The sequence below is a fragment of the Pseudomonas sp. DR 5-09 genome, from assembly GCF_001655595.1.
GTDB lineage: Bacteria > Pseudomonadota > Gammaproteobacteria > Pseudomonadales > Pseudomonadaceae > Aquipseudomonas > Aquipseudomonas pharyngis.
Genome location: NZ_CP011566.1, coordinates 2,897,093 through 2,923,725 on the forward strand (window position 1 = coordinate 2,897,093; position 26,633 = coordinate 2,923,725).

At 63.2% G+C, this 26,633-nt stretch carries 22 protein-coding genes and 1 pseudogene; 8 read left to right on the forward strand and 15 right to left on the reverse strand.

Features of this window, described 5'->3' with window-relative positions; translation table 11 throughout:
- Positions 1 to 4: 4 nt before the first annotated feature.
- Both PDR5_RS12885 and PDR5_RS12890 read right to left on the reverse strand, forming a co-directional pair.
- Entirely contained in the window at positions 5 to 997 is a 993-nt protein-coding gene (locus PDR5_RS12885) for a zinc-binding dehydrogenase (RefSeq protein ID WP_064595987.1), read from the reverse strand.
- Positions 998 to 1,113: 116 nt separating this feature from the next.
- Positions 1,114 to 2,010 (reverse strand): LysR family transcriptional regulator, encoded by an 897-nt coding sequence (locus PDR5_RS12890; RefSeq protein ID WP_064595990.1) that lies wholly within the window; start codon positions 2,008 to 2,010, stop codon positions 1,114 to 1,116.
- 164 nt (positions 2,011 to 2,174) lie between these two features.
- On the opposite strand from PDR5_RS12890, the gene PDR5_RS12895 reads away from it, so the two are divergent.
- Positions 2,175 to 2,924, forward strand: a complete 750-nt coding sequence (locus tag PDR5_RS12895; protein ID WP_011333861.1) for an SDR family NAD(P)-dependent oxidoreductase — start codon at positions 2,175 to 2,177, stop codon at positions 2,922 to 2,924.
- Between the two features lie 11 nt (positions 2,925 to 2,935).
- On the opposite strand, the gene PDR5_RS12900 is transcribed toward PDR5_RS12895, so the two are convergent.
- Together PDR5_RS12900 and PDR5_RS12905 are read right to left on the reverse strand one after the other, a co-directional pair.
- Positions 2,936 to 3,607, reverse strand: coding sequence for a paraquat-inducible protein A (locus PDR5_RS12900; protein WP_064381884.1), 672 nt, complete (start codon positions 3,605 to 3,607; stop codon positions 2,936 to 2,938).
- On the reverse strand, positions 3,604 to 4,200 hold the full coding sequence (locus PDR5_RS12905; RefSeq protein ID WP_011333863.1) for a paraquat-inducible protein A: 597 nt from the start codon (positions 4,198 to 4,200) through the stop codon (positions 3,604 to 3,606). Before PDR5_RS12905 ends, PDR5_RS12900 begins: the two co-directional genes overlap by 4 nt.
- Before the next feature lie 158 nt (positions 4,201 to 4,358).
- On the opposite strand from PDR5_RS12905, the pseudogene PDR5_RS30150 reads away from it, so the two are divergent.
- Positions 4,359 to 4,550 (forward strand): annotated as a pseudogene (locus PDR5_RS30150) (hypothetical protein); the annotation flags it as partial.
- Positions 4,551 to 4,705: 155 nt separating this feature from the next.
- On the opposite strand, the gene gstA reads toward PDR5_RS30150, so the two are convergent.
- Positions 4,706 to 5,320 (reverse strand): glutathione transferase GstA, encoded by a 615-nt coding sequence (gene gstA / locus PDR5_RS12915; RefSeq protein WP_064595996.1) that lies wholly within the window; start codon positions 5,318 to 5,320, stop codon positions 4,706 to 4,708.
- 108 nt (positions 5,321 to 5,428) lie between these two features.
- Between gstA and PDR5_RS12920 the strand changes: the two genes are divergently transcribed.
- Together PDR5_RS12920 and PDR5_RS12925 are read left to right on the forward strand one after the other, a co-directional pair.
- Positions 5,429 to 6,331 carry a transcriptional regulator GcvA gene (locus tag PDR5_RS12920; protein ID WP_064595999.1) on the forward strand — a complete coding sequence of 301 codons (903 nt, stop codon included), beginning with the start codon at positions 5,429 to 5,431 and terminating at the stop codon, positions 6,329 to 6,331.
- Positions 6,332 to 6,454: 123 nt separating this feature from the next.
- Positions 6,455 to 6,880, forward strand: a complete 426-nt coding sequence (locus tag PDR5_RS12925; protein WP_064596002.1) for a cupin domain-containing protein — start codon at positions 6,455 to 6,457, stop codon at positions 6,878 to 6,880.
- Between the two features lie 93 nt (positions 6,881 to 6,973).
- Here the strand turns inward: PDR5_RS12925 and PDR5_RS12930 are convergent, their stop codons facing one another.
- Positions 6,974 to 7,378, reverse strand: coding sequence for a response regulator transcription factor (locus PDR5_RS12930; protein ID WP_064596005.1), 405 nt, complete (start codon positions 7,376 to 7,378; stop codon positions 6,974 to 6,976).
- Positions 7,375 to 8,367, reverse strand: a complete 993-nt coding sequence (locus PDR5_RS12935) for a response regulator (RefSeq protein ID WP_064596008.1) — start codon at positions 8,365 to 8,367, stop codon at positions 7,375 to 7,377. The genes PDR5_RS12930 and PDR5_RS12935 overlap by 4 nt, the downstream gene beginning before the upstream one ends.
- A 261-nt stretch (positions 8,368 to 8,628) precedes the next feature.
- Between PDR5_RS12935 and PDR5_RS12940 the strand changes: the two genes are divergently transcribed.
- Positions 8,629 to 13,770, forward strand: a complete 5,142-nt coding sequence (locus PDR5_RS12940) for a trifunctional serine/threonine-protein kinase/ATP-binding protein/sensor histidine kinase (protein WP_237233840.1) — start codon at positions 8,629 to 8,631, stop codon at positions 13,768 to 13,770.
- A gap of 57 nt (positions 13,771 to 13,827) precedes the next feature.
- Here the strand turns inward: PDR5_RS12940 and PDR5_RS12945 are convergent, their stop codons facing one another.
- From PDR5_RS12945 to PDR5_RS12965, 5 genes are all read right to left on the reverse strand, one after another.
- Positions 13,828 to 14,307, reverse strand: coding sequence for a helix-turn-helix domain-containing protein (locus tag PDR5_RS12945; RefSeq protein WP_064596011.1), 480 nt, complete (start codon positions 14,305 to 14,307; stop codon positions 13,828 to 13,830).
- Positions 14,308 to 14,418: 111 nt separating this feature from the next.
- Positions 14,419 to 15,531 carry an alkene reductase gene (locus PDR5_RS12950; protein ID WP_064596014.1) on the reverse strand — a complete coding sequence of 371 codons (1,113 nt, stop codon included), beginning with the start codon at positions 15,529 to 15,531 and terminating at the stop codon, positions 14,419 to 14,421.
- A 148-nt stretch (positions 15,532 to 15,679) separates the two neighbouring features.
- The gene (locus PDR5_RS12955) at positions 15,680 to 17,917 is read right to left on the reverse strand and encodes a xanthine dehydrogenase family protein molybdopterin-binding subunit (RefSeq protein ID WP_064596017.1); all 2,238 of its coding nucleotides are present in this window, start codon (positions 17,915 to 17,917) and stop codon (positions 15,680 to 15,682) included.
- Positions 17,914 to 18,387, reverse strand: coding sequence for a (2Fe-2S)-binding protein (locus PDR5_RS12960; protein ID WP_064596021.1), 474 nt, complete (start codon positions 18,385 to 18,387; stop codon positions 17,914 to 17,916). Before PDR5_RS12960 ends, PDR5_RS12955 begins: the two co-directional genes overlap by 4 nt.
- Positions 18,384 to 19,643 carry a c-type cytochrome gene (locus tag PDR5_RS12965; protein ID WP_064596025.1) on the reverse strand — a complete coding sequence of 420 codons (1,260 nt, stop codon included), beginning with the start codon at positions 19,641 to 19,643 and terminating at the stop codon, positions 18,384 to 18,386. Before PDR5_RS12965 ends, PDR5_RS12960 begins: the two co-directional genes overlap by 4 nt.
- A 309-nt stretch (positions 19,644 to 19,952) precedes the next feature.
- On the opposite strand from PDR5_RS12965, the gene PDR5_RS12970 reads away from it, so the two are divergent.
- Together PDR5_RS12970 and PDR5_RS12975 are read left to right on the forward strand one after the other, a co-directional pair.
- A complete protein-coding gene (locus PDR5_RS12970) occupies positions 19,953 to 21,152 on the forward strand; it encodes an MFS transporter (RefSeq protein WP_064596030.1) in 1,200 nt (399 codons plus the stop codon).
- Positions 21,153 to 21,252: 100 nt separating this feature from the next.
- Positions 21,253 to 22,170, forward strand: coding sequence for a LysR family transcriptional regulator (locus tag PDR5_RS12975; RefSeq protein WP_064596032.1), 918 nt, complete (start codon positions 21,253 to 21,255; stop codon positions 22,168 to 22,170).
- A gap of 119 nt (positions 22,171 to 22,289) precedes the next feature.
- Here the strand turns inward: PDR5_RS12975 and PDR5_RS12980 are convergent, their stop codons facing one another.
- The 3 genes from PDR5_RS12980 to PDR5_RS12990 all read right to left on the reverse strand — a co-directional run bounded on the left by PDR5_RS12980 (position 22,290) and on the right by PDR5_RS12990 (position 25,258).
- On the reverse strand, positions 22,290 to 23,492 hold the full coding sequence (locus PDR5_RS12980) for an NAD(P)/FAD-dependent oxidoreductase (protein WP_064596034.1): 1,203 nt from the start codon (positions 23,490 to 23,492) through the stop codon (positions 22,290 to 22,292).
- Positions 23,493 to 23,715: 223 nt separating this feature from the next.
- Positions 23,716 to 24,090 (reverse strand): response regulator transcription factor, encoded by a 375-nt coding sequence (locus PDR5_RS12985; RefSeq protein WP_064600789.1) that lies wholly within the window; start codon positions 24,088 to 24,090, stop codon positions 23,716 to 23,718.
- A gap of 148 nt (positions 24,091 to 24,238) precedes the next feature.
- Positions 24,239 to 25,258, reverse strand: a complete 1,020-nt coding sequence (locus tag PDR5_RS12990) for a GlxA family transcriptional regulator (RefSeq protein ID WP_064596036.1) — start codon at positions 25,256 to 25,258, stop codon at positions 24,239 to 24,241.
- Between the two features lie 275 nt (positions 25,259 to 25,533).
- Here PDR5_RS12990 and PDR5_RS12995 point away from each other — a divergent pair, with 275 nt between their 5' ends.
- Complete coding sequence (locus PDR5_RS12995; protein ID WP_064596038.1) at positions 25,534 to 26,493, forward strand: MBL fold metallo-hydrolase; 960 nt, start codon at positions 25,534 to 25,536, stop codon at positions 26,491 to 26,493.
- Positions 26,494 to 26,633: the final 140 nt, after the last annotated feature.

The window sequence follows — 26,633 nt, forward strand, 5'->3', positions numbered from 1 at the left end:
CGATTCAAACGACGGGCAGACGCGTCACCCATTTCCCGCCACCCGCGCCGTCCTTCAGGGCGCGCAAGGCCTGGGGCAATTCATCGAAGTTGAACATCTGCAGCGCCGGGCCGATCAGGCTGCCGTCGAGCAGCGCTTGCAGCAACTGCTCGCCGTTGCGGCGCAAGGTCTGGCGATCGTGCAGGCTGGCGTGGACGTGGAAGCTGTTCAATGCCACTTCATGCAGCGAAATCGCGGTGGTGAACGCCGGCAGCGGCGCGCTTTCCTGACGATCCTGAATGCACACCAGATGGCCGTTGTAGCCCAGCAGGTCGGCCATTTTCGCCGCGTGAGCGCCGCTGACCGTGTCGAATACGGCGTGCAAACGACGTTCGCCGAGGCTGGCTGCGAGTGCGGTTTGCCAGTCCGGTTCGCGGTAATCGAATACGCCGACTACGCCCAGGGCCTTGAGCTTTTCATGATGCGCGCCGGACGCGGTCGCCCAGACCCGCCATCCGCGTTGTACCGCCAGTTGCACCAGCAGCAGGCCGACCGCGCCGCCGGCGCCGATCACCAGCACATCGGCCGCGCCATTCGCGGGGACTTTTTCCACGGCTTGCCACGCGGTCAGTCCGGGGCAGGGCAGTGACGCCGCCGCGGCATCATCGAGCGCGGCGGGCACCGACAGCACGGTGGCGGCGTCGAGCAGGCAGTACTCGGCGAAGCTGCCATCGTTCGCCAGTGATTGGTGATACGCCACGCGACTGCCGGGTTGCAGTGTCACGCCGGCGCCGGCCGCGACCACCACACCCATGCCGTCGACACCCGGCACACGGCCGGTGCTCCAGGCGGGATGGCCCCACTCGATGATCTTCCAGTCCACCGGGTTCAAGGCGATGGCGCGGTTGGCCACCAGCACTTGCCCGGGGCCGGGTTGCCGGAGAGGTTTGCGGGTCAGTGTCAGGCCATCCAGCCCTTGGCCGGACGTCCAGGCCCAGGCAGCGTAGTCGGTTTGCATTGTGCGGTTTCCCATGACTGTCAATGGCCGCCAGTATCGGTGGCAACGTGCATTAGAAGAACAGGCCCTGGGTCAAAGGTGTTTTGCGTAAAAGTCAGCAATGCTCCCGCAGCACCTCAATCGACCTGCGCAAACCGCTCCACCAGCCAATCAATGAACACCCGCACCCGATTGCTCAAATGCCGGTTCGGCGGGTACAGCACATGAAACGGATACGCTGGCGGACGCCAGTCCTCGAGGATCGGCACCAGTTCGCCGCGCTCGATGGCGGTCCTGACCGTGTAGCTGAAGGTGTGGATGATCCCCAGTCCGGCGAGCCCGGCCGCCAGGTGCGCGTTGCTCTCGTTGACACTGATCAGGCCTTTGCCTTCGATCTGATGGCGTTCGCCGTTGCGCTGGAAGTTCGACGGCAGGATGCGCCCGGTGGAGGCCGAGCGGTAGGCGATCAGCTGATGGCTGGCCAGTTCAAGCGGGTGGTTCGGGGTGCCGTGGCGTTGCAGATAGTCGGGCGTGGCGCAGGTGGTCCAGGACACTTCGCCGAGGCGGCGTACGGCCAGGGTTTGTTCGGTCAGCGGGCCGCCGCGAATCACGCAGTCCACCCGTTCGCTGATCAGGTCCACCGGGCGGTCGCTGACGCCCAGATCAACCTGGATGTCCGGATAGCGTTCGAAGAACTTCGGCAGTTCGGGGATCACCAGCATCGTCGCGGTCGAGCCGCCGATGTCCACGCGAATCTTGCCGCGCGGCAGGCCTTGCGCCTGGCTGAAGCCTTGGTCGATGTCGTCCAGTTGATGCAGCAGTTGTTGGGTCAATTGGTAGTAGGAGGCGCCGTCAGCGGTGACGGTGAGGCGGCGGGTGGTGCGTTGCAGCAGGCGCACGCCGAGGTGGTTTTCCAGTTGGCCGATCAGTTTGCTGACCGTGGTTTTCGGCAGGTTCAGCGAATCGGCGGCTTTGGTGAAAGAACCGCTTTCCACGACGCGGGCGAAGGTGCGGATCGCCATTAACTGGTTCATTGATTCGGGCTCAGTGGATTGGACACGGCTGAGTATTGTGCATGTCTGTGCACAAACAAAACCGATTTTGCGGGTTTTTCAATTCAATCGATCGGCCTAAAGTCGCTTCCAACGGCTCACCTACGACCCGTCACCTACCTCGAAACGGTTACTGGAGATTCATCATGAGCAACAGACTTGAAGGCAAAATCGCACTGATCACTGGCGGCACTACCGGCATCGGCCTGGCCTCGGCGCAGGAATTCGTCGCCCAGGGCGCCACGGTATTCATCACCGGCCGCCGTCAGGCCGAACTGGACAAAGCGGTCGCCGCCATCGGCCCACGGGCCATCGGCATCCAGGGCGATGTGGCGAAGCTGGAGGATCTGGATCGCATCTACAGCGAGATTTCCGCCAAGGCCGGGCACCTCGACATCCTGTTCGCCAACGCCGGCGGCGGGGACATGCTGCCGCTGGGCTCGATCACCGAAGAGCACTTCGACCGGATTTTCGACGCCAACGTGAAGGGCACGCTGTTTACCGTGCAGAAGGCCTTGCCGCTGCTGCGCGATGGCGCCTCGATTCTGCTGACCTCGTCGACCACGTCGGTGCAGGGCACGGAGAACTTCAGCGTCTACAGCGCGAGTAAAGCGGCGGTGCGCAACTTCGCCCGCTCATGGTTGCTGGACCTGAAACCACGGCGCATCCGCGTCAACGCCATCAGCCCTGGCCCGGTGCGCACGCCAGGTCTGGCAGGGCTGGTGCCGGCGGAACACACCCAGGGGCTGTTCGATCAACTGGCGTCTATCGTGCCGATCGGGCGTCTCGGCGAGCCGAGCGAGATTGCCAAGGCCGCGCTGTTCCTGGCCTCGGATGACAGCAGCTTCGTCAACGGCATCGAGTTGTTCGTCGACGGTGGCACCGCGCAGATCTGATCCGATCTGATTTAAACCGCTTGATGCCCCGGCACTTGTTCAGTCGAGTGCCGGGGTTTTTCCGTTTCTTCGTCCGGCGCGTTATCCCAGATTAGGCGCGGGTCGAAACTCATGGCGGAGAGCATGGTGAACACGACCACCAGGCCGAAGAACAGAATCCCTACGCGCGGCTCAATATCCCCCAGCGCCTGGAATTTCACCAGCGCCGCCACCAGCGCGACCACCAGCACATCGAGCATCGACCAATAGCCGATCAGCTCGACGAAGCGGTACAGCTTCGAACGCTCCTTGCGCGCCCAATGGCTGTCCCGTTGCACGGTGACCAGCAGCAAGGTCAGCGCCACGAATTTCACCCCCGGCACGGCGATGCTGGCGACGAAGATGATGACGGCGATGTCCCACGCACCGTGTTCCCAGAACTCCAGCACGCCGCTCATGATGGTGCTGTCGGCGCCGCTGCCGAGCAGGGTGGTGTTCATCACCGGCAGCAGATTGGCCGGCACGTAAAACGCCAGCGCGGCGAACATGTAGGCCCAGGTGCGGGTCAGCGAGTTGGTCTTGCGCCGGTGCAGCGGCGCATCGCAGCGCGGGCATTGGTGCGGTTCGCCGGTCATGTCGCAGGCCAGTCCGCAGCTGTGGCACAGGCAGAGGTTAAGTTCGCTGGCAGTCGGTGGCCGTTTCATAGGATGTCCCACAGTTCACGCACGTCGCGCCCGGCGATGCGGATCAGCAACAGGCTGAGCACGGCCAGGGCAAACAGGCCGATGCCGGGAATGACGTCGAGCATGCCCGCCAGTTTGAACACCGCCACCATCGCGCCGAGCAGGCAGACTTCGAGCATGCTCCACGGCCGCAGTGTTTCCAGCCAGCGCATGCACAGCTTGAACCCCGGCGAACGGCGCGAGGCGAGGGCGAAGCTCAAGACCCAGATCAACAGAACCAACTGGAAGGCCGGGGCGATGATGATCGAGATCGCCGCGACCATTGCCATGAAGGTGATCGGCCCCTGACTCAGGGCCAGCACCGAGTCCCACAGGGTCGCGCTGTTTTTCAGGCCCTTCATGCTGATGCTCATCACCGGGTAGAAATTGGCGAACAGCCACAGCATCGCCGCGGTGAAACTCAGGGCCAGCCGTTGCTCCACGCTTAGGTTGTTGTAGCGCTGGAGCACGGCGCCGCAGCGCACGCAGAGGGTCTTCTGGTGTTTGGCCAGCACGACTTTTTCGTACACGCAGTCGCAATGCTCGCAGATGATCAGTTGATCGGTGCTGGCCATGGGGCGCTCGACGGGAGGAGGGCTTGAACCCTCTTCACTATAGAAGCGCTGGGGCATTCGGCAACCGGGGTGCCATTCGTCCAGCAGGGGGCACTAACCCGCACGCGCTTGTTTCACACGTTCAGGTACCCCTATCCCGCAGCAGAACGGAGAACCCCATGGATATTGATGAAAATGCACCCGGTAACCAGTCACAGCAGGCTGTGACCCGCACGACCGACAACGAAACCGGCCATGATCCGCGCAAAGACGAGTCGCCAGTCCCCTTGCCGCCGGACGATGAAGCGCCACTGGAAGAAGACATGAGCGATGTGGCGGCCAACAATTCGGTGGGTTCTGAGCATCCGCAGGACGGCAACGGCTCGGGAAGCGCCGACGCCAACCCGCAGAGCACCGCCAAGGATGATGAGGACCGAGAAGCGCGGGGCCTGCCGGCGAGCGATCCGGAGTCGGGTGCCTGACTGCGCGCCGGCTCATTTAAGGGCGTTCAGCGCAATCGGTCGTGTCAGAGCAGCGGTTGCGTGGCTTCCTCTGCCGCGATGGCAGCCCGCACACTGGGCCGCTCGGCGATGCGCGACATGTAGCTCGCCAGCGCTGGCCAGTCTTCGATAGCGATACTGAATGTCGGCAACCACTTCAGCACGGTGAACAGATAGGCATCCGCTACGCTGAAGGCCTGCATCAGAAACGGCTGGGTGGCGAGGAGGCGGTTCAGGTAATTCAGACGCTTGAACAGCTTGTGTTTGAAGATCGTTTTGGTGGTTTCCGGGATTTCGCTGCTGAACAACGGTGCGCTGCCCCCATGAATTTCCGAGCTGATGAAGTTCAGATATTCCTGCAGGCGCGAGCGTTCCCAGCTGCCATTGGCCGGGGCCAGTGCATGGCCGGGCACGAGGTCGGCGAGGTATTGCAGAATGGCCGGGCCTTCGGTCAGCACTTCACCGTTGTCCAGCATCAGTGCGGCCACATAACCCTTAGGGTTGATCTGGCGAAAGTCCCGGCCGTCGGCGGTTTGCTTGGTCTGGTTGTTGACCCGGATCAGTTCGAACGGCAGGTTCAGTTCGCGCAATACGATGTGCGGCGCCAGTGAACAGGTCATGGGGGCGAAGTACAGTTTCATGAGAGCTCCTTGCAAATGGAGCCTCAGAATCCGCCATCGCCGCTCGACTTCGCAAAGGACAAATCCGGTGCTAGCGTATGACAAATTCTCATGGACTGAAGAGGTCATATGCTGCCCCGACTGCCATCGCTCAATGGATTGCGCGCCTTCGAATGTGCCGCCCGGCACATGAGCTTCACCCGCGCCGCCGAAGAACTGAACGTCACGCAAACTGCGATCAGCCATCAGATCCGTCGCCTCGAGGATGAACTCGGCGTGCGTCTGTTCATGCGTTTGAAAGACGGTTTGGCATTGACCGATGAGGGCAATGCTTACTTGCCCGGCATCCGCTCGGCGTTTCTTGAATTGCGTTACTCGACTGAAAAGCTGCTGGAATCCAGCAACAACAGCGTCCTGACCATCAGCACGCTGGTGTCGGTGGCGTCGAAATGGTTGTTGCCGCGCCTGCCATCGTTTCGCGAGGCGCATCCGCAGATTGATGTGCGGATCAGCGCCTCCACCGAGCGGGTGGACTTTCGCAAGGGTGGCATCGATGCGGCGATCCGCTACGGCGACGGGAACTGGCCGGGGCTGCGGGCCGACTGGTTGATGGCCGACGAGATCTTTCCGGTGTGCAGCCCGCGCTTGCTGACCGGCGACAAGCCGTTGAATACGCCGGTGGACCTGGCCCATCACCCTTTGCTGCAAGTCAGCGGCGTGACCGCCAATGACTGGAGCGACTGGCTGCATGCGGCAGGCCAGCCACCGCTGACGGCCAATGGCCCGCGATTGACCTTCGACCTGGCGATGATGGCGGTGCAGGCGGCGATTGACGGGCAGGGCGTGAGCATCGGTCGCTCGACCTATGTCGATGACGATCTGCGCGCGGGCAGGCTGGTGGCGCCGTTTGATTTGCGCTTGAAATCCGCTTCCGGCTTCTACCTCGTCACGCCCCACGATCAGGCCGAATCGAAAAAGATCGTGGCGTTCAAAGGCTGGCTATCGCAGGTGCTGGCCAAACCCTTTGTATAAGCGTGTATCCATCGCGCCGCCGTACACAAACGGGTAACAAACCCCGTCATCAGGACACATCCCGCATACAGGCCTCGCCCAAAGTAGGTGCCAACACACCACGACTGCCAAGAGGACAACACCATGCGCCGCACACTTCTGATGACCGCTGCCGCCGTACTCGTTTCGCTGACCGGCCTCGCCCACGCGGCGGAAACCCCATCCGCCGCCCCGGCGAAGAACTGGCAACAAGGCCTGAGCCGTACCGATCTGGTCCGTCAGGATCTGGGTACTGCAGATCGCGAGGTGATCCAGGCTCGCGTCGATTTCGAACCGGGCGTCACGTCGCCCAACCATGCGCATCCGGGTGTGGAAGTGGCTTACGTGATCAGCGGCACCTTCGAGTATCGGCTCGAAGGCCAGGCGCCGGTGACGCTCAAGGCGGGTGATTCGCTGTTCATTCCGGCGGGCGTGGCGCATATCGCGAAGAACGTCGGCAACGAGAAGGGCTCGGAACTGGCGACCTACATCGTCAAGAAGGGCGAGCCGCTGCTGATTCTCAAGCAATAACGAACAGCGCCGACAAAAAAAGGCCTGCCGATGTGGCAGGCCTTCTTGCGTCTGGCGTGCAGCCAAAGTCGTGGGTCGCGGCGAACGACCGTTTCAACTGTCGTTTTCGAGTGCCGACTCCACGGCCCTGAGCAGCACATCACCGGAGAACGGCTTGCCCAGGCAGGCGAAGGCGTTGTAGCGACGGGTCTCGGCCAGGGCGGCGTCGTCCCAATGGGCGGACATGCAAATGACCGGGAATTTCCTGTCTCGGGACGCCAGCGCCTGCATCACCTCGATCCCTGACAAACCGTGCATTTTCAGGTCCAGCAGCAGGCACGCAATGTCCTCGAAATGTTCCAGCGCCAGGAAATCCTCGCCACCGCTGTATAACCGAGCGTGGTAACCGGCGGAGCGCAGCAGGTTGGCGAGGCTTTTACGTACGGAAGCATCGTCGTCGACGATGCAGACGATAACCGCGCTGACAGTGAGCGCGGGCGACTCGGTGTCCTGACTCATGAAGGGTTCTGCACGCCGGACGGTGGCGGCGCGCTGATCAGGCCATACAGCTCGACGAGCCCGACCAGCGAGCGCGTCTGCATTTTCACCATGATGTGTTTGCGATGAACCTTGGCCGTCACTTCACTGGTGCCCAGCCTGTTGGCGATGTGCTTGTTGGACAGACCCGCAACGATCAACGGCAATACTTCACGCTCCCGTGGCGTCAGCAGGGCGGCTCGCTGGCGCACGCTCTGGACCCGCTGCCACTGCTGGAAATCAACCGCTGCGCGCTGGCGGGTCGCTTGCAGGATGGCCAGCAACTGGTCGTCGTCGAACGGCTTGGTCAGAAACTCGACGGCGCCCGCTTTCATCGCTTGTACCGACATCGGGATGGTGCCGTAACCGGTCATGAAAATGACCGGCCATGGATGTCCTCGCTCGCCGAGTGTCGACTGCAGCTGCAGACCGGTGGCCTCCGGCAGGCTGACGTCGAGCAACAGGCAGGCGGGTCCGGCCTCGAGATCAGCGCCAAGCAGTTCTTCAGCCGAATTGAAGATCCGGTGGGGCACGCCTTCGGCCCGCAGCAGGCGGCTGAGTGACGTGCGCACGGAAGCCTCGTCGTCCACGATGAACACCGGCACGCTGTCCGGATCAATCGCAGGCTGAACCTCTGTTGCAGGGACGCTCGCAGCGACCGGGTGGAACGGGGGCAGGGAAGGGGCACTGTCTTTCAATAATCGGTAACCTCGGCGCGGGACCGTCTGGATGATCTCATTCTCTCCAAATAACTTGCGCAGCGATGAGATCTGCACTTGAAGATTGTTTTCCTCGACGACGGTATCGGGCCAGACCTGGGTGAGCAATTCATCTTTGCTGACGATCCGGCCATCGGCCTGCATCAACACCGACAGCAGTTCGAACGCCCGTCCTCCCACGCGCAGCGGCCGCCCGTCAAGAAAGGCTTCACGCCGCTCCAGGGAAATAGTCGCTTGGCCGAGTCGGATCATACGGTTCTCTGCGTGGTGTCGAGGGAGTGGCACAGGGCGCCGGTTCATCAGGACGACACGCTAGGCGACGACCTCGCACAATGCAATTATCCCGAGGGATAAGGCCGGTGGTTTTTCAATCTCTGCAACCGGTCGGGACAGGCGCTCGACGGCCATGATGGTGCCGGATGCGGACATGGGCGTCACGACGAAACCTCGGCGCCAGAGCCTTGCGTATACTCCTGCGCCAGGCCTGAAACGAATAATGAGCGGTGACAGCGAATGCCCGGCAGACTTTCCTCCTCTCCAGCCCTCTGCAACCCGGATGTCGTGCCGGATGACGCCTGGCTGGAGGGCTGTGCATTCGAGCTGCTGCGCCGGGAAAACGACCTGACCTGGTTCACCATCCACGATCCTCGGTCGGACTCCCGCTGGCTGGCCGCTCGCGCACCGATCCAGCGTCCTGACGTGGGCAAGCGTCTGGAACGGGACTTTCATCTGCGTCCTGATTCAGCCTGGGCCATCCGTCCCGTCGCCTTCATCCGTTCGGCAGAAGGGCCGTTGCTGGTCTACCCCGAGACGGGCGTGGCCCTGTCTGATCTGCTCGGTCAGCCTGGCCTGCCGCCGGGCCGCTTGCTTGCCATCGCGGTCGCGGCGGCCCATGCGCTGGTCAATGCCGGGAAGGCCGGCGCACGACAGTCCAATCTGTTGCCCTGGCACTTGCGGGTGGGCGCCGATGATTCGGTGAGCCTTCTGGGTTATCACACCGACGAGCAGGCGGGCGCCGTCGCCGAGCTTCCTGCGCTGGAGCACTGGCCCTACCTGGCCCCCGAGCAGGTTCGGCGCGATGGCGCCGGTTTCGATGAGCGCAGCAATGTCTACGCGCTGTCGAGCATTCTTTATCACGCCTTGACCGGCCAGCCGCCCCTGACGGCGCGCGACCCTTCGCACTGGCGGCATGTGCATGCCGCGGTCCAGCCGGCATCGCCGGCCGTGCACGTCGCCGACCTGCCGGAAGGCCTCTGTCGCGTGTTGCTCAAAGGCCTGGCCAAGGAGCCGGGCGCTCGCTATCAGAGCATGGAGTCGATGGCCACTGACCTTGTCTGGTGCCATCAGCAATGGCTGGAGCATGGCCATGTGAAGGCTTTCAGGCTGGGCACCTTCGATGCACTGCCATCCGTTGCTGACGACCCGGTGCTGTTTGGTCGGGAGGCGGAGCGCGCACAACTGCTCGAGCAGATCAGTCAGGTGCGCAGCGACGGTATCGCCCGCGTGCTGTGGGTGGGCGGTACACCGGGGGCGGGCAAGTCAACCCTGATCCATCAGGGCGTGCGGCCGTTGGTTCCCGGCTATTGGGCCAGCGGCAAGATCAACCTGTTGCAGCAGGAAATCCCCAATGCGCCGCTGGCGGAAATCTTTCGCTCGCTGATGACTCAGTTGCTGGGCAAACCCGCACTGGAACTGCAAACCCTCGGCGCGCAACTGATTGAACGGCTCAAGGGGCGCGGCAAGATCCTGGTGGATCTGGCCCCCGAGGCCGAACTGGTGATCGGTGCCACGCCGGAACTACCCAACATGCCCGCCCGGCATGCGCTTGAACGGGTCAATCGCACGCTGCTCGATGCGCTGGACGTGTTTGCTCAGCCCGGGCGACCGCTGGTGCTTTTCGTGGATGACGTGCAGTGGGCGGACGATTCGACGCTTGCGTTTCTGCGCGCTTTCTTCGCCCGGCCACCGCGGCATCTGGTACTGATCCTGGCGTACCGGGACAGTGGGTCGAAGGCCTTTGCGCGGGAGGACGCCATACTCGACGTGCTGCGCGGCGAACAGGCATTGCCCGGTATTCACATCACGCTGGGCGCCTTGTCGGTGTCCGCCGTCGCGCAACTGCTGGCCGCAGAACTGGACACCGATCCCGCCAGCATTGAAGTGCTCGCCCAGGTCGTGCATTTGAAAACGGCCGGCAATCCGCTGTTCGTCAGTCAGGTGTTGCGGGCGCTGATCGATGAGCGTCTGGTGCGTTTCGACGCGGCGGCGGATCGCTGGGTCTGGAACCAGAGCGATGTGGACAGCTATCGCTATGCCGACAACGTCGCGGAGTTGATGGTACAGCGACTGGACCGGCTGACACTGACCGAACGAGACGTCCTGCGCACGGCGGGTTACATCGGCGGTCGCTGTGACGAGTCGCTGCTGGGCCAGTTGTTGCCGTTTGATTCGGTGCAACTGGCGCGCGATGTACAAAGTCTGGTCGATGGGGGATTACTGCTGCGCGCCGGCACGCAACTGGTGTTCGGCCACGACCGGGTGCTTGAGGCGGCCTGTCAGCTGCCTTCGCCGGTGGGGCGTGGCAGTGAGCATGCGCGCATCGCCGCTGCCATGCTGGACCTGTGGGGCGAACAGGCCCATGAGCGCGTATTCGAGATTGCCGGTCAGATTCAGCGTGTCGACGATGCAGCACTGACGGAGCCGCAGCGCGCCGCGTTTATTGATGTCCTGGTCGAGGCTGCCGAGCGCGCGAGGGATTCGGCCGCCGTGCAACTGGCGGCGGATTATCTGCAGACGGCCGGACGCCTGCTCGGTCAGAGCGGCTGGACCCACCTCTATCCGCAAGCGTTCGCCAGCACGTGGCTGGCTGCCGAGTGCGCGATGCTGCTGGCGGATCTGGCGGGGGCCCGGGGACGTCTCGATGATTGCCTGAACCACGCGCTCACGGACGCGGACCGCGCGAAAACCTATCGCTTGCGTGCCACGTTGCGCACGCTGCACTCCGACTATGAAGGGGCGATCACCGAGGCTTTGACCGGCCTGGCGCTGCTGGGCATCACCTTGCAACGCAAACCTCCCGAGGACCATCTGACCCGGGCCTTTGCGCAGGTGCGCGACCTGATCGGCACGCGAGCGATCGCCGATCTGGTTCATTTGCCCAAGGCTGAGGATGCGCAGATCGAGGCGGCCATGGAGCTGCTCGGCACATTGATTCCTTCGTTCTTCGTCGATGACGATCTCCGCTTGCTGCACCTGGCGAAAATGGTCGAACTCACGCTCGAGCACGGCACTACGCCAAGCAGTGGCTACGGATTTGCGTGGTTTGGCGTGATGATCGCCGAGCGTTTCGGCGAATACGTGGACGGACTGGCATTTGCGCAAGTCGCCCTGAAACTGACTGACCTGCATGGCTATGAGGCCGGCCGCACAGGCACCCTGGTGGCGCTCGATCAGGTCAGCCCATGGACCCGGCCGATGGCGTATGCCCGGCAGACAGCGCTCGCGGCGTTCGAGTGCGGTCAGGCCGGGGGTGACCTGGGCATGTCCTGCTATGCCTGCAATCACATTGTTTCCGACTTGCTGTTCATGGGCGAACCCTTGCAAAAGGTGCTGGACGAACTGGAGCACGGTCTGGCCTGGGTGAGGCAGTTCAATTACGTCGATATCGAACGCATTCTGCTGGCGCAGCAGGCGTTCGCCATCGACCTGCGTGACGGTCGCCCCGTGCGGGCACTGTCTGAACTGGAGGGCGTGGAACACGACCGTTTCGGCCCCATCGATCGCGCCTGCGTTTCGCAGTCGACGTTGTTCCTGTCGTGGCTGTATTCCGGCATGTCGGCCTATTATGCAGGCGATGCGCTGTATGCCTGGCGGCGTTTCGAAGACGCCGCGACGGTGGCCTGGTCCATTCCGGCGCATATCAATCTTGCCGATTACCATCTCTTTCGCAGCCTCGCACTGGCCAGTGCGCAAGTGCCGGGTGACGTTGAGCGAAAGCTGCAAGTGCTTGAGCAGCAACGCCAGCGATTTCTTGCATGGGCCGCGCTCAATCCGGCGACGTTCCGCAACAAACTGCTGTTGATCGAGGGCGTGATCGCGCGCTTGCGCGGTCAGGACCTGATTGCCATCCGTTGCTTCGATCAATCGCAGATCGCAGCGGCCGCCGCCGGTTTCGTTCACGAACAGGCACTGGCGCACGAGCAACTGGCCGACGTCTGCATGTCCAATGAGCTGGTTTCGGGGGCTCATCACCACCTGCGTTTTGCCCGGGATTGCTACGACCTCTGGGGGGCGAGCGCCAAGGCGCGGCAACTGGAAAAACGCCATCCGTTTCTGCGCACGGAACCCGCTTCGCAACCTTCACAACCGATCAACCGGGGCCGGCTGGACCTGGAGGCGGGTATCGAGGCCGCGCGGGCACTGTCCCAGGAGGTCTTGCTGGATCGGCTGGTCGAGACCTTGATGAACCACCTGATGGTTCAGGCCGGGGCTGACCAAGGTGTGCTGATGATGGTCGCTGAAGGCGACCTGCGCCTGGCGGCCGCCGCGTCGATGGAAGCCGGCAATCTGCTGATTGCGCTGGACAGCGATCAGGCGCTCGAGGCGCTGGCGCCTGCGTCGGTGCTCAATGCAACGATGCGTACCCGTGCGCCCCTGATGCTCGACGATGTGCGGGTCGATTGCCCGGAAGCCTATGGCGCCGATCTGCGTCGGCGGCAGACCCGCTCGATGTTGTGCCTGCCGCTGCTCAGACAAGGCACGTTGATTGGTCTGGTCTATCTGGAAAACAGCCTGGTGCCCGGCCTGTTCAGTGCCGAACGGCTGACCATGCTGGAAATTCTTGCCTCCCAGGCAGCGGTGTCGCTGGAGACCGCCCGGCTGTATGCGCAATTGGTGGAAGACAACCGCCTGCGGGCGCAGATGGAAGCGGATCTGCGCAGCTCTCGCGCCGAACTGGCGCGCAACTCGCACCTCAAGGTCATGGGCGAACTTTCAGCCTCTATCGCTCACGAGATCAGTCAGCCGCTGCTTGGCATTCAGTCCAATGCCTCGGCCAGCCTGCGCTGGCTCAAGCGTGAAAAACCCGATCTGGACGAGGCGATTCAGGGCCTGGAAGACATTCGCTCGGACAGCACGCGGGCCGCCGACATTGTCCAGGCCTTGCGCGCACTGGCCAGGCAGGCGCCGCTCAAGCGCTTGCCGGTGCAGATCGACGAGTTGGTGAGTGGCGTCGTGCAACTGACGGCGACCGAACTGGCCAACCGCAACGTTGCCCTGCACACCCGACTCGAAGCGCAATGTCAGGTGTGGGTCGACTCGGTGCAGATCCAGCAGGTGGTGTACAACCTGATCACCAATGCGATGGAGGCGATCGCCGGCGCCGGGGTGCCGGATGGGCGCATCGTCATCAGCTCCACCGTCAGGGGAGGTCATGTGCGGGTGACGTTCCAGGACAACGGGCCGGGGATTGGCGTGCCTCAGCGCGAGCAGGTATTCGATGCCTTTTACACCACCAAGGGCAGCGGCATGGGAATGGGCCTGGCCATCTGCAGATCAGTGATCGGCGCACATGGCGGAACGTTGCTGATCGAGGACAGCGAGCAGGGTGCCCGACTCAGTTTCGACCTGCCGCTGGAACCGGCTGGCGCCGAATAAAAAAAGGCCGCATCAGCGGCCAAAGGGGAGGAGCGGGTAACGTCAGGTTCGGTCAGGTCAAGCGTGCGAGGGGTGGGCGCGCCCAGCGTTGTGCACGCTCCAGAGTGCAGCGTCGAGTTCGATGGCAGGCAACTGAAGCGCGATGGGCGCGCGGGCGGCGACGAAGGCACGGCGCCATTCTCGGGGCGGCATGCCTTCGAGGCGGTTGAAGGTGCGGGTGAAGTGCGAATGGTCCGAAAACCCGCATTCGTAGACGACCTCGGTGATCGGCATCGAAGTGATCAGCAGGCTTTTGGCTTTCTCGATCTTCATCCTCAGCCACCACTCCTGCGGTGAGTACCCGGTGTTCTTTTTGAACGCACGGGAAAAATGACTGCGCGAAAGATTGCAGAGGCCGGCGATCTCGCTGATGCGCGCGCTGCGGCTCAGGTCCCTGAGCATCAGTTCCTTGGCGCGACGTTCCTGCCAACTGGTCAACGATCCCAGCGGGCGCATCAGGGGGCGTGGATGGTCGGAAATCAGCGATTGCGGGCTCATGTTTGCTCTCCTTATCGTTGTGCAAAGTCTCTGCGTCGACGCCCTTTAAAGTCCTTAAACAATCCTGAAGAGTTATTAAATTCCCTCGGTCAGCCCCCTGCGGTCAGCGGGTCAGGCGTGGGTCGGGTAGTCAACGTAACCACGCTGATCGCCGCCAAAGAACGTGCTCGGGTCCGGTACGTTGAGCGTCAGGCCTTCGCGGATTCGCCGAGGCAGATCGGGGTTGGCGAGGAACGGTCGGCCAAACGCGATAATGTCGGCGCGACCGTCGGCCAGGGCCTGTTCCGCCGACTCGGGGTCGTAGCCGCCGGCGATCATCAGCACGCCATCCCAGGCATCACGCAACTGGCCGATGATCACGTCCCAGCGCGGGTCGAAATTCTCGTCCTTGACGGTGCCGACCACGGCCGGCTCGACCAGATGCAGATACGCCAGTTTCCAGCGGTTCAGCGAGCGCACGATGTAGCCGAATGTGGCTTCCGGCGATTCATCGCCCATGCCCATGAAGCGTCCCATGGGCGTCAGGCGCACGCCGACACGGTGGGCACCGACTTCGTCGACCACGGCCGCCACCACTTCCAGTAACAGGCGCGCGCGATTTTCCAGGGTGCCGCCATAACCGTCGGTGCGCTGGTTGCTGTTGCTGTTGATGAACTGGTCCAGCAGATAGCCGTTGCCGGCGTGAATTTCCACGCCATCCATCCCGGCCTTCAGCGCATTGCGTGCGGCGCGGCGGTAGTCGTTGATGATGTCGGCGATTTCCGAAGCCTGCAGTGCACGCGGCACTGGCACGTCGCCCCAGACACCGTTGCCCTCGGCATCGACGATGAAGGTCTTGCCCGGTACAGGCAATGCGCTCGGCGCCACCGGCAGTGCGTTGTCCGGTTGAAAGCTTGGGTGCGATACGCGGCCCACATGCCACAGCTGCATGAAGATCAAGCCGCCAGCCTCGTGTACCTGGCGGCTGACTTCGCGCCAGGCTTGCACCTGTTCGTCGTTGTAGATGCCAGGCGTCCACGCATAACCCTGGCCCTGACGGGAAATCTGCGTCGCCTCGGTGATGATCAGCGCGGCGCTCGCACGCTGGCGGTAGTACTCGGCGTTCATGGATGTCGGGATGTCGCCCGGTTGCCCGGCACGGGAGCGAGTCAACGGCGCCATCGCCACCCGGTGGGGAAGTGTGTAGGGGCCGAGGGCGATGGGACGGAACAGTTGTTGTGTCATGGGGGTTCTCCAGTCTTCGGAAAAGGTAGGTGGACGGTGTCGGACATTGGGTCCGACACCGGATGGCCCTACGTTAAGCGGCTGTCCGGTGCTTGATAATCCACACGCGACGCCACGCTGCATTGCGTGAAATGCAACGTGGCGCGGTTCAGGAAGGCTGTTGCGAGCGGGTCAGGGGAAGGTTGAGCCAGCGCCGTCCGGTGGCATTCGCCACGGCGTTGCCGATGGCGGCCGCCATGGGACCCTGGACGATTTCGGCGGCCCCCAGAAACGGTTGCCCCGGCTGGTCGAGCAGGTGAACGTCGACCTTTTTGGGGACTTGCGAGAAGCGCAGGATCGGGTAGCCGCTCCAGTCGTAGCTGCGGATGCCGCCGGCGTCATAGGCGACCTTTTCATACAGCGTCCAGCTGGTGGACTGCACGATCCCGCCCTCGACCTGGTTGCGCAGGCCATCGGGACTGACGATCTGCCCCACGTCCACTGCGGTGACGACGTGGTCAATCTGCACTTCGCCGGTCTGCGGATGCACCCGCAGACGCACGGCGATGGCGCAGTAGCCCATGATGTTTTTGTAGCGCGCGAAGGCGAAGCCAAGGCCTGCGCCGGGTTCGCTGCTTTTTTGCGGCCAGCCGACGGCATCGCGAACCTTTTCCACCACCGCCCGTGCCCGAGGATCGGTCAGGTGTGCCAGGCGCAGGGCAACCGGATCGACTGCGGCCTTGGCGGCCAGCTCGTCGATACAGGCTTCGATGGCGAAGACGTTAATGTGCGCCCCCAGCGAGCGCATGGCTGAAGTGCGAAACGGCATCTCGGTGACGAAGTTCATGTCGATCCGCGAGGAGGCCACGGTGTACAGCGGCACCGCGTTGCGATCGCCGTCGCCTTCGGGCTGAGCGATCGGCACCGAGGGTGCGGAAGCGAACGGCCGGGCCAGCAGGCGTGCGGGCAGCAAGCGCCCGGCGTTGACGATGCGTTCGTTGTGCGGCGTGGTCCACAGCTCATAGTTCCAGTCCTGCAGCCGACCCTGTGGGTCAAGGTTGGCTTGCACCTCGCTGATCATCGCCGAGCTGTAGGGCTCCCAGAGGTTTTCCTGCTCGCGCATCCATTGCACCCGCACCGGCGTGCCCGGCACGCGCATGGCAATCAGCGCCGCATCGGCCGCGGCATCGTCTGCGCCGTTGTGGCCGTAACAGCCGGAGCCTTCGGTGTGGATGCAGCGCACGCGCTCGGGTGGCAGCCGCAGCATCTCGGCGATTCCGGCACGCAACGGGTACACGCCCTGGGTGTGGGTCCAGACGGTGAGGGTGCCGTCCTTGAACCAGGCCACGGCGCAGGACGGACCGATCGAGCCATGCATCAGGTATTGCTTGGTCACCCGGGCGCGATATTCGTTGTCGGTCGCGCCTTGGGGCGTGCCTTCATGGCTGATCGGATAACGACGCGACGGCAGGCGTTTAAGCAAGGTGTGGATGTCGCGCGATTCGGGAATCGCCTGTCCGCCGCTCCAGCGCGCGGAGGCGTATCCGTGACGCATGGCTTTGATCGCCTGCCATTCGTCCCGCGCTACCACGGCTAGATAATTGCCGTCGCGAATCACCTGCACCACCCCGGACAGCGTCTTGATCGATTCAATATCGATGGCTTCCAGCGTGCAGCCGGGACGCGGCGGGCGGATGACCCGGGCGTGGAGCATGCCCGGCAGGCGAATGTCCTGCACGAACGCGGCGCCGCCGCTGACTTTGCCCGGGATATCCAGACGTGGCAGCGAATGGCCGATGAGCTTGAACGACGCCGGCGGCATCGAGGGCGATGCGGATTTTGCGTAGCGGTGCAGATCGACCTGCTGCACGGCGTCGGCGTAGGACATGCGTTGCCCGGTCGGGCCGAGAATGATGCCGTCGCGAGTCGTCAGCAGCGCCGGCGCAACGTTCCAGCTGCGCCCGGCCGATTCCAGCAGCATCTCGCGCACTTGCGCCGCCGCGTTGAACAGCGCGGTGCCGCTGTCGAAAATCGTGTGGCTGCCGGCGGTGTAGCCTTCGTTCGGCGTGAGTGCGGTGTCGGCGGTGAGCAGGTTGATCGCTGTGGGGGCGACCTCCAGCCGTTCAGCGGCAATTTGCAGTAACGCGGTTTTGACCCCGGTGCCCAGTTCGACCTTGCCGGTGTAGACGGTGATGCCGTCGTGGCCGACGCGGATCCAGGCATCGAGCCAGGGGTTGGTGCGCAGGCTGCCGGGCAGGTCCGGCGCCAGGACGACCGTGCCGAGGGTATCGACTTCGGTGTCAGCCAGGGCGCGGCGCGAGACCGGCACCAAAGCAAACGCCACCAGCAACGCGCCCCCGCGCAGGAACGCACGGCGACTCTGATCGACCTCATTGATCGTGGTCATTGCGCACTCCCGTTTTGCCGGGCGACCAGGCTGATCGCCTCGATGATGCGCAAGTGCGTGCCACAGCGGCACAGGTTGCCTGCCATGTGTTCGCGAATGGTCTGCTCGTCGGGATGCGGATTGCTTTCGAGCAGTGACTGCGCACGCATCAACATGCCGGCGATGCAGTAACCGCATTGAGCGGCCTGTTTGTCGATGAATGCTTGCTGCAGAGTGCCGGGGCGTTCGGCCGTGCCCAGACTCTCGACCGTCCGCACCTTTTTGCCTTCAAGGCCGGCGCAGGGTGTCAGGCAGGAAAACACCGGTTGGTCATCGACGATGACGGTGCAGGCGCCGCATTGGCCCAGGCCACACCCGTACTTGGCGCCGTTCAGGCCTAGGTGATTGCGCAGCGCATAGAGCAGCGGCATGTCCGGTTCCAGCTCGAGAGCCCGGGAAGATCCGTTGACGTTGAGGGTGATCTGAGTCATTTCGTCTCCTGACGTAGCGCTTGGAGGGTGGCAGGAAGGTCGGTCCACGGTTGATCGGGGCTGGCCTGATGGCGCAGGTAGACGGCCAGGGCGTTGAGTTGGGTGTTATCGAGACTGGCGGCGAACGAGGGCATCACCGGACCGGGCTGGCCGGGTTCTGCCGGGATGCCTTCGAGTACGGTTTTCACAAAATTGCGCGGGCTGGCGGCCTGCAGAGCCGAGGTGCGATCCAGTGCCGGGCGGCCGTCGATGTCACGCATCGGCGCGCCTTGGGCATGGCAGCCGGCGCAGGCACTGGCGAACAGCAGCGCGCCAGAGGATCGATCCGCAGGTTCAGCGCTGGCGCTCGGAATTTCGTTGATCGCGGTTTTCGCCGGCAGACTCAGCAGGTATTCGGCAATCGCCTGGGCATCTTCCACGGGCAAGCGCGCCAGACCGAGACTGACCGGGCGCATCGGGCCCGCTGCCGTGCCGTGTCCGTCGACCACTTCGGCTCGCAGGTAACTCACCAGTTGCTCGCTGCTCCACGGGTTTGCCCGGTGCGCCATGCCCAGCAGTGACGGCGCGTCCCAGCCATCCACGCTGCCGCCGGCCAGGTTTTCGCCGGATTTCTCGGCGCCGATCAGGTTCAACGGCGAATGACAGCCCGCGCAGTGACCGGGCCCCTCGACCAGGTAACGTCCGCGATTCCACGCCTGCGATTGCTGCGCCAGTGGCGTCAGCGGCTTCCCATGCAGAAACAGCAGGTTCCAGAACGACACCAGAGGCCGGATGCTCATCGGGAAGTTCATGCGGTTCTGTTGTGGCGGCGAGCTCACGGCCGGGCCGCTCATCAGGTACGCATAGGCGTCGGTTATGTCGTCTTGGCTCATGCGCCGGTAATGAACGTAAGGGAAGGCCGGGTACAGGAAGTGCCCGTCGCGGGAGATCCCTTCACGCATCGCCCGCTCGAAGGCCGGCAGCGACCATTGGCCGATGCCGGTCTGTGGATCCGGGGTGATGTTGGTGCTGTAGAGGGTGCCGAACGGCGTCACCAGCGGCAATCCACCGGCCAGGTATTGGCCGCCGGGACGCGTATGACACACCGCACAGTCGCCCGCCTCGACGACGCGCGCGCCGCGTTGCAGTTGTGCGGAGTCGAAGGTTTGCGGGCGTTCGACCGGCGCAATTGCCGGCCGCCACATCAGCGCCAAGGCAGCGATTGCACCGATCGACGCGAGGGCTGCCGCGCTGACCCACAGCGCTCTGGATCTCATGAAATGGCCGTTCATGAGCGGTTGCCCAAGAGGCACGCGGTGGGCGTGAGGGACGGATTCGGCATCTTCGACAACTCCTTGAACGACCGGGGAAGGGCGCCGATGCAAAGCCCTGCGCCAGGTGCCCAAGGGTAGAGAAGGTGCATACGTCCGAGTATTGCCGGACCGCGCAATAGCACGTTGCGCCAAGTGCAACGCCGAGGGTCGTTGCATTTGGCGCATCACTCAATTGCCTTTGGGATGGATACTCGAAGGCCTGTGCGCCCCTTAGCCTTGGCGTCACTTTTCCAAACTCATCGAGGTGTCATCATGCTTACGGGCAATCCGGCAGCGGCGGCCAAGGCCGAAACATCCGCTTCTCTTTCCGGCCTGATGGTCGCGTTCCTGGCATTCTGCTGCGGCGCGGTCGTGGCCAACCTTTATTACGCTCAGCCGATCGTCGAACTGATCGCGCCGCAGATCGGCCTGTCCAGTGCCAATGCCAGTCTGATCGTTTCACTCACGCAGTTCGGTTATGCATTGGGCCTGCTGTTGCTGGTGCCGCTGGCCGACCTGATGGAAAACCGTCGGCTGGTGGTGGGCTTTACCCTGGCGGCAAGCGTGACGCTGTTGTGCGCCGGCCTGACGCATTCGCCGTCGATGTTCCTTGTCCTGTCGTTGCTGATCGGCCTGACTTCGGTGGCGGTGCAGATCCTGGTGCCGTTGGCCGCGCACCTGGCGCCCGAGGCGAGCCGTGGCCGGGTGGTGGGCAACATCATGAGTGGCCTGTTGCTGGGCATTCTGCTGTCGCGGCCACTGTCGAGTCTGCTGGTGGAGGTGTTCGGCTGGCGCGGGGTGTTTTTCAGCGCAGCGGCACTGATGGCCGTCATCGCCCTTATCACGGCGATTGCCTTGCCGCGCCGCGTCCCGAGCCATCAGGCGACGTACGTGGCGCTGATCGGCTCGGTGTTTGCGCTGGCCCGTCGGCACGCGGTTCTGCGCCAGCGTTCGCTGTATCAGGGCTTGCTGTTCGCCAGCTTCAGCCTGTTCTGGACCCTCGCACCGATTGAGCTGATGCGGCACCACGGTTTCAGTCAGGCACAGGTGGCGATATTTGCCCTGGTCGGCGCTGTCGGCGCGGTCGCAGCGCCGATCGCCGGGCGACTGGCCGATGCCGGGCACGGTCGGCGCGGGACGCTCGTGGCACTGTTGCTGGCGCCAGCCTCGTTGCTGATCGCCGCGCTGCCGGGCAGCAGCTATGTCTGGCTGGTGGTTTGCGCGGTGCTGCTGGATTTCGCCGTGCAACTGAACATGGTGCTCGGCCAGCGCGAGGTGTACGCCCTCGATCCGCACAGCCGGGCCCGGCTGAATGCCGTGTACATGACCAGCATCTTCGGCGGCGGTGCTCTGGGATCGCTGGTCGCCAGTCCGCTCTACGAACATTTTGGCTGGAACCTGTCCGCCGTGACCGTGGCGTTGCTGCCGGCGCTGGCCCTGGCGCTGTTCCTGAGCCGCAAGGCCGATGCGTGAACCGCAGGCACCGCTGAGTCCGATGAAGCACGGTCCTACAAGACGATTGGCGAACGGTGATGCACAATCATCACCGTTTCCTTTCGATCGGGCTCCACTTATGGACAAGTTGCTGGCACTGAAGATGTTCGTTGAAACCGTCCGTTGCGGTGGTTATTCCTCGGCGGCGCGCAAACTCGGCATCTCCACCTCTTCAGTGACGCGCCAGGTGGCGGGGCTGGAAAACGAATTGGGCGCCAGCCTGCTCAACCGCACGACACGCAACACCAGCGTGACGGTCGCCGGCCAAACCTATTTCGAGAAAGCGCTGGCCATTCTCGATGCCATCGATGAGGCCGACGCGGTTGTCGCCGACCGTGGCAGCGAGGCGCAGGGACGCTTGCGCATCAGCGTGCCGGTGGAGTTCGGCCGGCAGATCATTGCACCGCAACTGGGGGAATTGCTCGACCGCCATCCGGGGCTTGAAATCAGTGTGTCGTTGAGCGATCAGGTCAGCGATCTGCTGAGCGAGCAGATCGATGTCTCGGTGCGACTGGGATCATCTGTGGTCAGTGACGATATCGTCAGCAAGCGCGTGGGCGGCTTCCAGCGCTGGATTGTGGCGAGTCCGGATTACCTCAGCCTTCACGCTGTGCCGGCGCATCCGCGAGACTTGCTCGAGCATCAATGCCTGCGCTTCGACTACGCGGGTTCGCACCAGCACTGGACGTTCCAGGGCGACGAGGAAACCATCCAGCTCAATGTCCATGGCCGCCTGCAAAGCAACAACGCCGACATCCTGCGCGAAGCGGCGGTGGCGGGGCGCGGGGTGGCCCTGCTGGCCGACTGGCTGGTGCGCGCCGATGTCGAGGCCGGTCGGTTGACGCGGCTGCTGGAGGGTTATGAAGTCAACCCCGGTAATGCGAGCTGCTGCATCAATGCGTTGTACCTGCCCAATCACCGGGGCTCCAGTCGTATCAATGTGTTCATCGACTTTCTGGAAGACATTCTGGCAGCGGAGCCATCGACTCAACGCTAGAGTGCCGTTTATTGCCGCCCGACGCTTTGTAAGTTCTGCATAAAAAAAGCGCCCGCCAAAAAAACCGTGGCGGGCGCCTGGGAATGCGCAGCGATAGGGAAGTGTGAACCGTCGGGTGATCAGGCCACCGGAATCAACGGGTCGGCCGCGGCCAGTGCGGTTGCACGATCGGCGGCCGGCGGGTAAATCCACACGGTGTTGATCTGAGTCTTGAGGTCTTTGGCCTCTTGCCCGACCAGTTTCAATTGACGGTCCCAGCCCTCGGTGAACACCGCGCCCCAGGCACCGAGGTCAAGGCAGGTCACGTACTTGGGCTGGCGGTAGGTGACCGGTGCGACACCGATCAGGTCAGCGGCCACATTGTTGCCGGCATAACGGCCCAGGCTGATCGCATGCTGGCAGGACATCGCGGCGTAGTTTCCGAGATCATCCGTAGCGGCATAAGCGACGTCGCCGGCAGCGAAGACATCCACGTGCCCCAGCACTTTCAAGTGGCCGTCGACGTGCAGGCGACCTTGCGGATCACGGCTGCCCGGAATCTGTTCAGTGAGCGGGCTGGCGCGAAAGCCAACAGTCCAGATGACGGTGTTGGACTCGATCCGTTTGCCGTCAGCCAAAGTCACGCCGCTGGCATCCACCGAGGCGACCGAGGCATCGACTACCCATTCAATGCCCAGCTCTCGGGACGCTTCGACAATGGACGGGCGAATACCGTCACCCAGCGTCGCGGCGATTTGCGGCGCACGGTCCACCACGATGACCCTGATCGGCGCATCGTCACCCAGTGCGGCACGTAGGCGGGCCGGCATTTCGGTGGCGGTTTCGATCCCGGTAAAACCACCACCGGCGACCACCACGGTATTACGCGCAGCGCTCGACGGCTGGTCCTTCAACGATTTGATATGGGCTTCGAGGCGTGCTGCTTCTTCGATCTGATCGACATCGAAGGCGTGTTCGATCATGCCTTTGAGCGGTGGGCGAATCACGCGACTGCCGGCGGCCAACACCAGTCGGTCATAGCTCAGCGTGCTTTGTGTGCCGAAGGCATCGCTGTAGGTCACTTGCTTGCTGGCGGTGTCGATGCTGTCGGCGATGCCTTTGACAAATTTCACGCCGACCGCATCGAACAGCTCACCCAGCGGCGCTTTCATGTTGTGGACATCCGGCTCGTAGAAGCGCGGACGGATGCGCAGTTCTGCCTGGGGCGCGAGGACGGTGATCTGCACGTCGTTACGATCATGCTGGTCCAGCAGACGTGCGGCGCTCAAGGCGCTCCAGACTCCACCAAACCCTGCGCCTATCACTAAAATGTGCTGTTTCATCGGATGACTCCTGTGGAAAATCTGGTCGTTGAACGGCTTGTCCGTTCATGCGTGACCGTCTGCCGCTCTGCACGAAGCAGGTGGTTGTGAACAACCGCAGAGCCGGTTCGATTCGCTGGGGAAGATGCTATCGGGGAAGGTGCGGCGAGACACTTCTACATAGGGTCAGTGCCGATATGCTTAGGTATGGGGTGGGGTATACACAGGTATAGAAAGAGGGCAGTCAAACGGCGCGATTGAATGCGCTTTCGATGCAGGTGATGAGTTCGCCGCACGGGAAGGGTTTAGGGAAATAGGCGAGGGGCTCGGGGAATGCGGCGTTGACCCGTGGTGGACGCCCCTGGTAGCCCGTGATGAAAATGATCGGGATGCGCACGCCTCGGGCGCACAGCTCATCATACATCTCGATACCGGACAGACCGGGCATCTGGATGTCCGAGATGATGCAGCCAGGGCGGGGCGGCGCCTTCATCGCCAGAAAAGCCTCCGCGTTCGGGTACAACTGCACGGTGTAGCCGTGAGAGCGCAACAGGCTGTCCAGCGCCATGCGCACGGACTCATCATCATCGACAACCGATATAACAGCGGTGTGGGACATTGCTTTACCAGGGCTGATCTCGGGTAGCCCGTCGAGGACGCCCGCCATTGCCGCACGATACGCCGCTCGGTTCGGCGGCGTACTTATACGTGTGTATAGCGACCGTATTTGAAAGTCTGCGAGCCCGGCGCCATTGCGCTGTGTGGCGTCAGCGCGAGAACCGGCTGCGGTATTCCCGGGGCGAGACCGAGAGGTGACGGTAGAAGGTGTCGCGCATGCGTTCTTCGTCGCCAAACCCGCACAACTGTGCGATCTGGTCGATGTTGCGCTGAGAGTCTTCGAGCATTCGTCGCGCCGCTTCCAGGCGAAACAGCTCGAGTGCCTTGGCCGGCGTGCGGCCGATCTTGCGTTTGTAGACCCGCGCGAAATTGCGCGGGCTCATCTGCGTCTGTCGGGCCAGCGATTCGACGCTCAATTGCGGGTCGCCGAGGTTTTCGCTGATCCACAGGTGCAATTCTTCGAAGCAGCCTCTGTCGTCGATCTGCGCTTGCAGCAACTGGCTGAACTGCGCCTGACCGCCAGGGCGTTTGAGAAAAACCACCAGCTCCCGCGCCACCTTCAACGCCACGGCGCGGCCGCAATCGGCCTCGACCAGCGCCAGCGCCATGTCGATCCCGGTCGTGACCCCGGCGGAAGTCCAGACGTTGCCTTGCTGGATGTAGATCGCATCAAGGTCGACATCGACACTCGGAAAACCACCCTTGAGCATGTCGCACATGCCCCAGTGGGTGGTTGCGCGCAAGCCTTCCAGCAGCCCGGCCTGGGCCAGCAGAAAGGTGCCGCTGCACACCGAGGCGGTGCGTCTGGCCTTGGCCGACGCCGCGCGCAGCCAGTCGACCAACGCAACATTGTCGAGCATGGCCTGACGGATGTTCGGCGCACCGGGCACGATCAGCGTATCGATGGTTGTCTCGTCAAAGGTGCGCAGGGCCAAGGTGTTGACCGACAGCCCTTCGGCGGTGGCGATCAATCCGCCGTCCAGGCTTGCGGTGTGCAACGCGTAGCCAGGCAAGCCGCGTTCGGCCATGGCCTTGGACGCGGCCCAGAACACGGTTTGTGCGCCGGTCAGGTCCAGCAAGCCCATCTGCGGATACGCCAGGAACACCAGCGTGCGCGGTTGCGCGAGCAAGCAGGTGAGAGGGTCGGGTTGGTGAAAAATAGAGTTCATGACTGCTCAGGGACCTGATGATCGCCCGCTTTTCGGCGATCCGGTGCGCCGTAGTTTCGGTGTTTGCGGGCAGGAGCGCGAATATACATTGGTATGGGCCACAGCCACCTCAACAGCGGCGTTACTCGGTCGATGTGGTTCAAGCCCTATACCCGCGTATGGTGTTGGACGTCGTGGTCGCGATGCACACTCGATTTCAAGGCGCGCCATTCAGCGCTTGCGCCAGCAAGGGCATTCGTCCGGGAAATTTTGACTCAGCCAAGAGGAAAGCGACCATGTCAACGTATCTGAATCACTCCAATCAAACCAACGCAACCGATGACCGGCAGGCGTCCGTCACCCGCCAGCCATTCGCTCCGGCGCAGGAGCTGGTGCCATCGCGCTACGCACTGCAGGTCGGCGACATCGACGTGGTGGTGATCAGCGACGGCGTGCTGCCGCTGCCGACTTCGACCATGTCCACAAATGCCGACCCGCAGGCTCGCGCCGCCTGGTTCAAGGACATGTTCCTGGGGCCGGACGCGTTTGACTGGGCACTCAACGTGCTGGTGGTGCGCAGCGGCGAGCAGATCATTCTGGTCGACGCCGGACTGGGCGGGCAGTTTCCCGGTTTCCCCCGGGCCGGCCAGTTGCCGAAACGGCTGGAAGCGGCGGGCATCGATCTGGCCAGCGTGACTGACATTGTGATCACGCACATGCACATGGACCATGTCGGCGGTCTGCTGGTCGACGAGGTGAAGAGCCGGTTGCGTGCGGACGTGCGCATTCACGTCTCGGCAAAAGAGGTCGAGTTCTGGGAGACGCCGGACTTCACCCAGACCGTCATGCCGGCGCCAGTGCCTGACGTTCTGCGCGCGACGGCCAATCAGTTCATCAACGATTACCGCCGCCAGGTGCGCACCTTCGAGGATGAATACGAAGTGGCGCCGGGGGTGGTGGTGAAACTCACCGGCGGTCACACGCCGGGGCACAGCATTGTCTACGTCAACTCGGGCGGCGAACGCCTGACCTTTGCCGGCGACGCCCTGTTTCCGGTGGCCTTCGAGCATCCGGAATGGCACAACGGTTTCGAGCATGATCCTGAAGAGTCGGTGCGTGTCCGCGTACGCCTGATGCGTGAGGCGGCGGCAAGCGGCGAGTGGTTTGTCGCCACCCACCTGCCGTTCCCGTCGGTGGGCCGCGTGGCGGTCGATGGCGATGCGTTCCGCTGGATTGCAGCGTTCTGGGATTACTGATCGGCTGTCGGCGGCCTGGCTGCATTCGGCCGGGCTCGATAAAAATCAGTCCCCGAAGTGATGAACTTGCGGGGCCTTTTTTTGCTTTGAGGTTTGTCGGTCGGGCAGCGGCGGCTCTGCATCGAGTTGTTCGAGAGGAC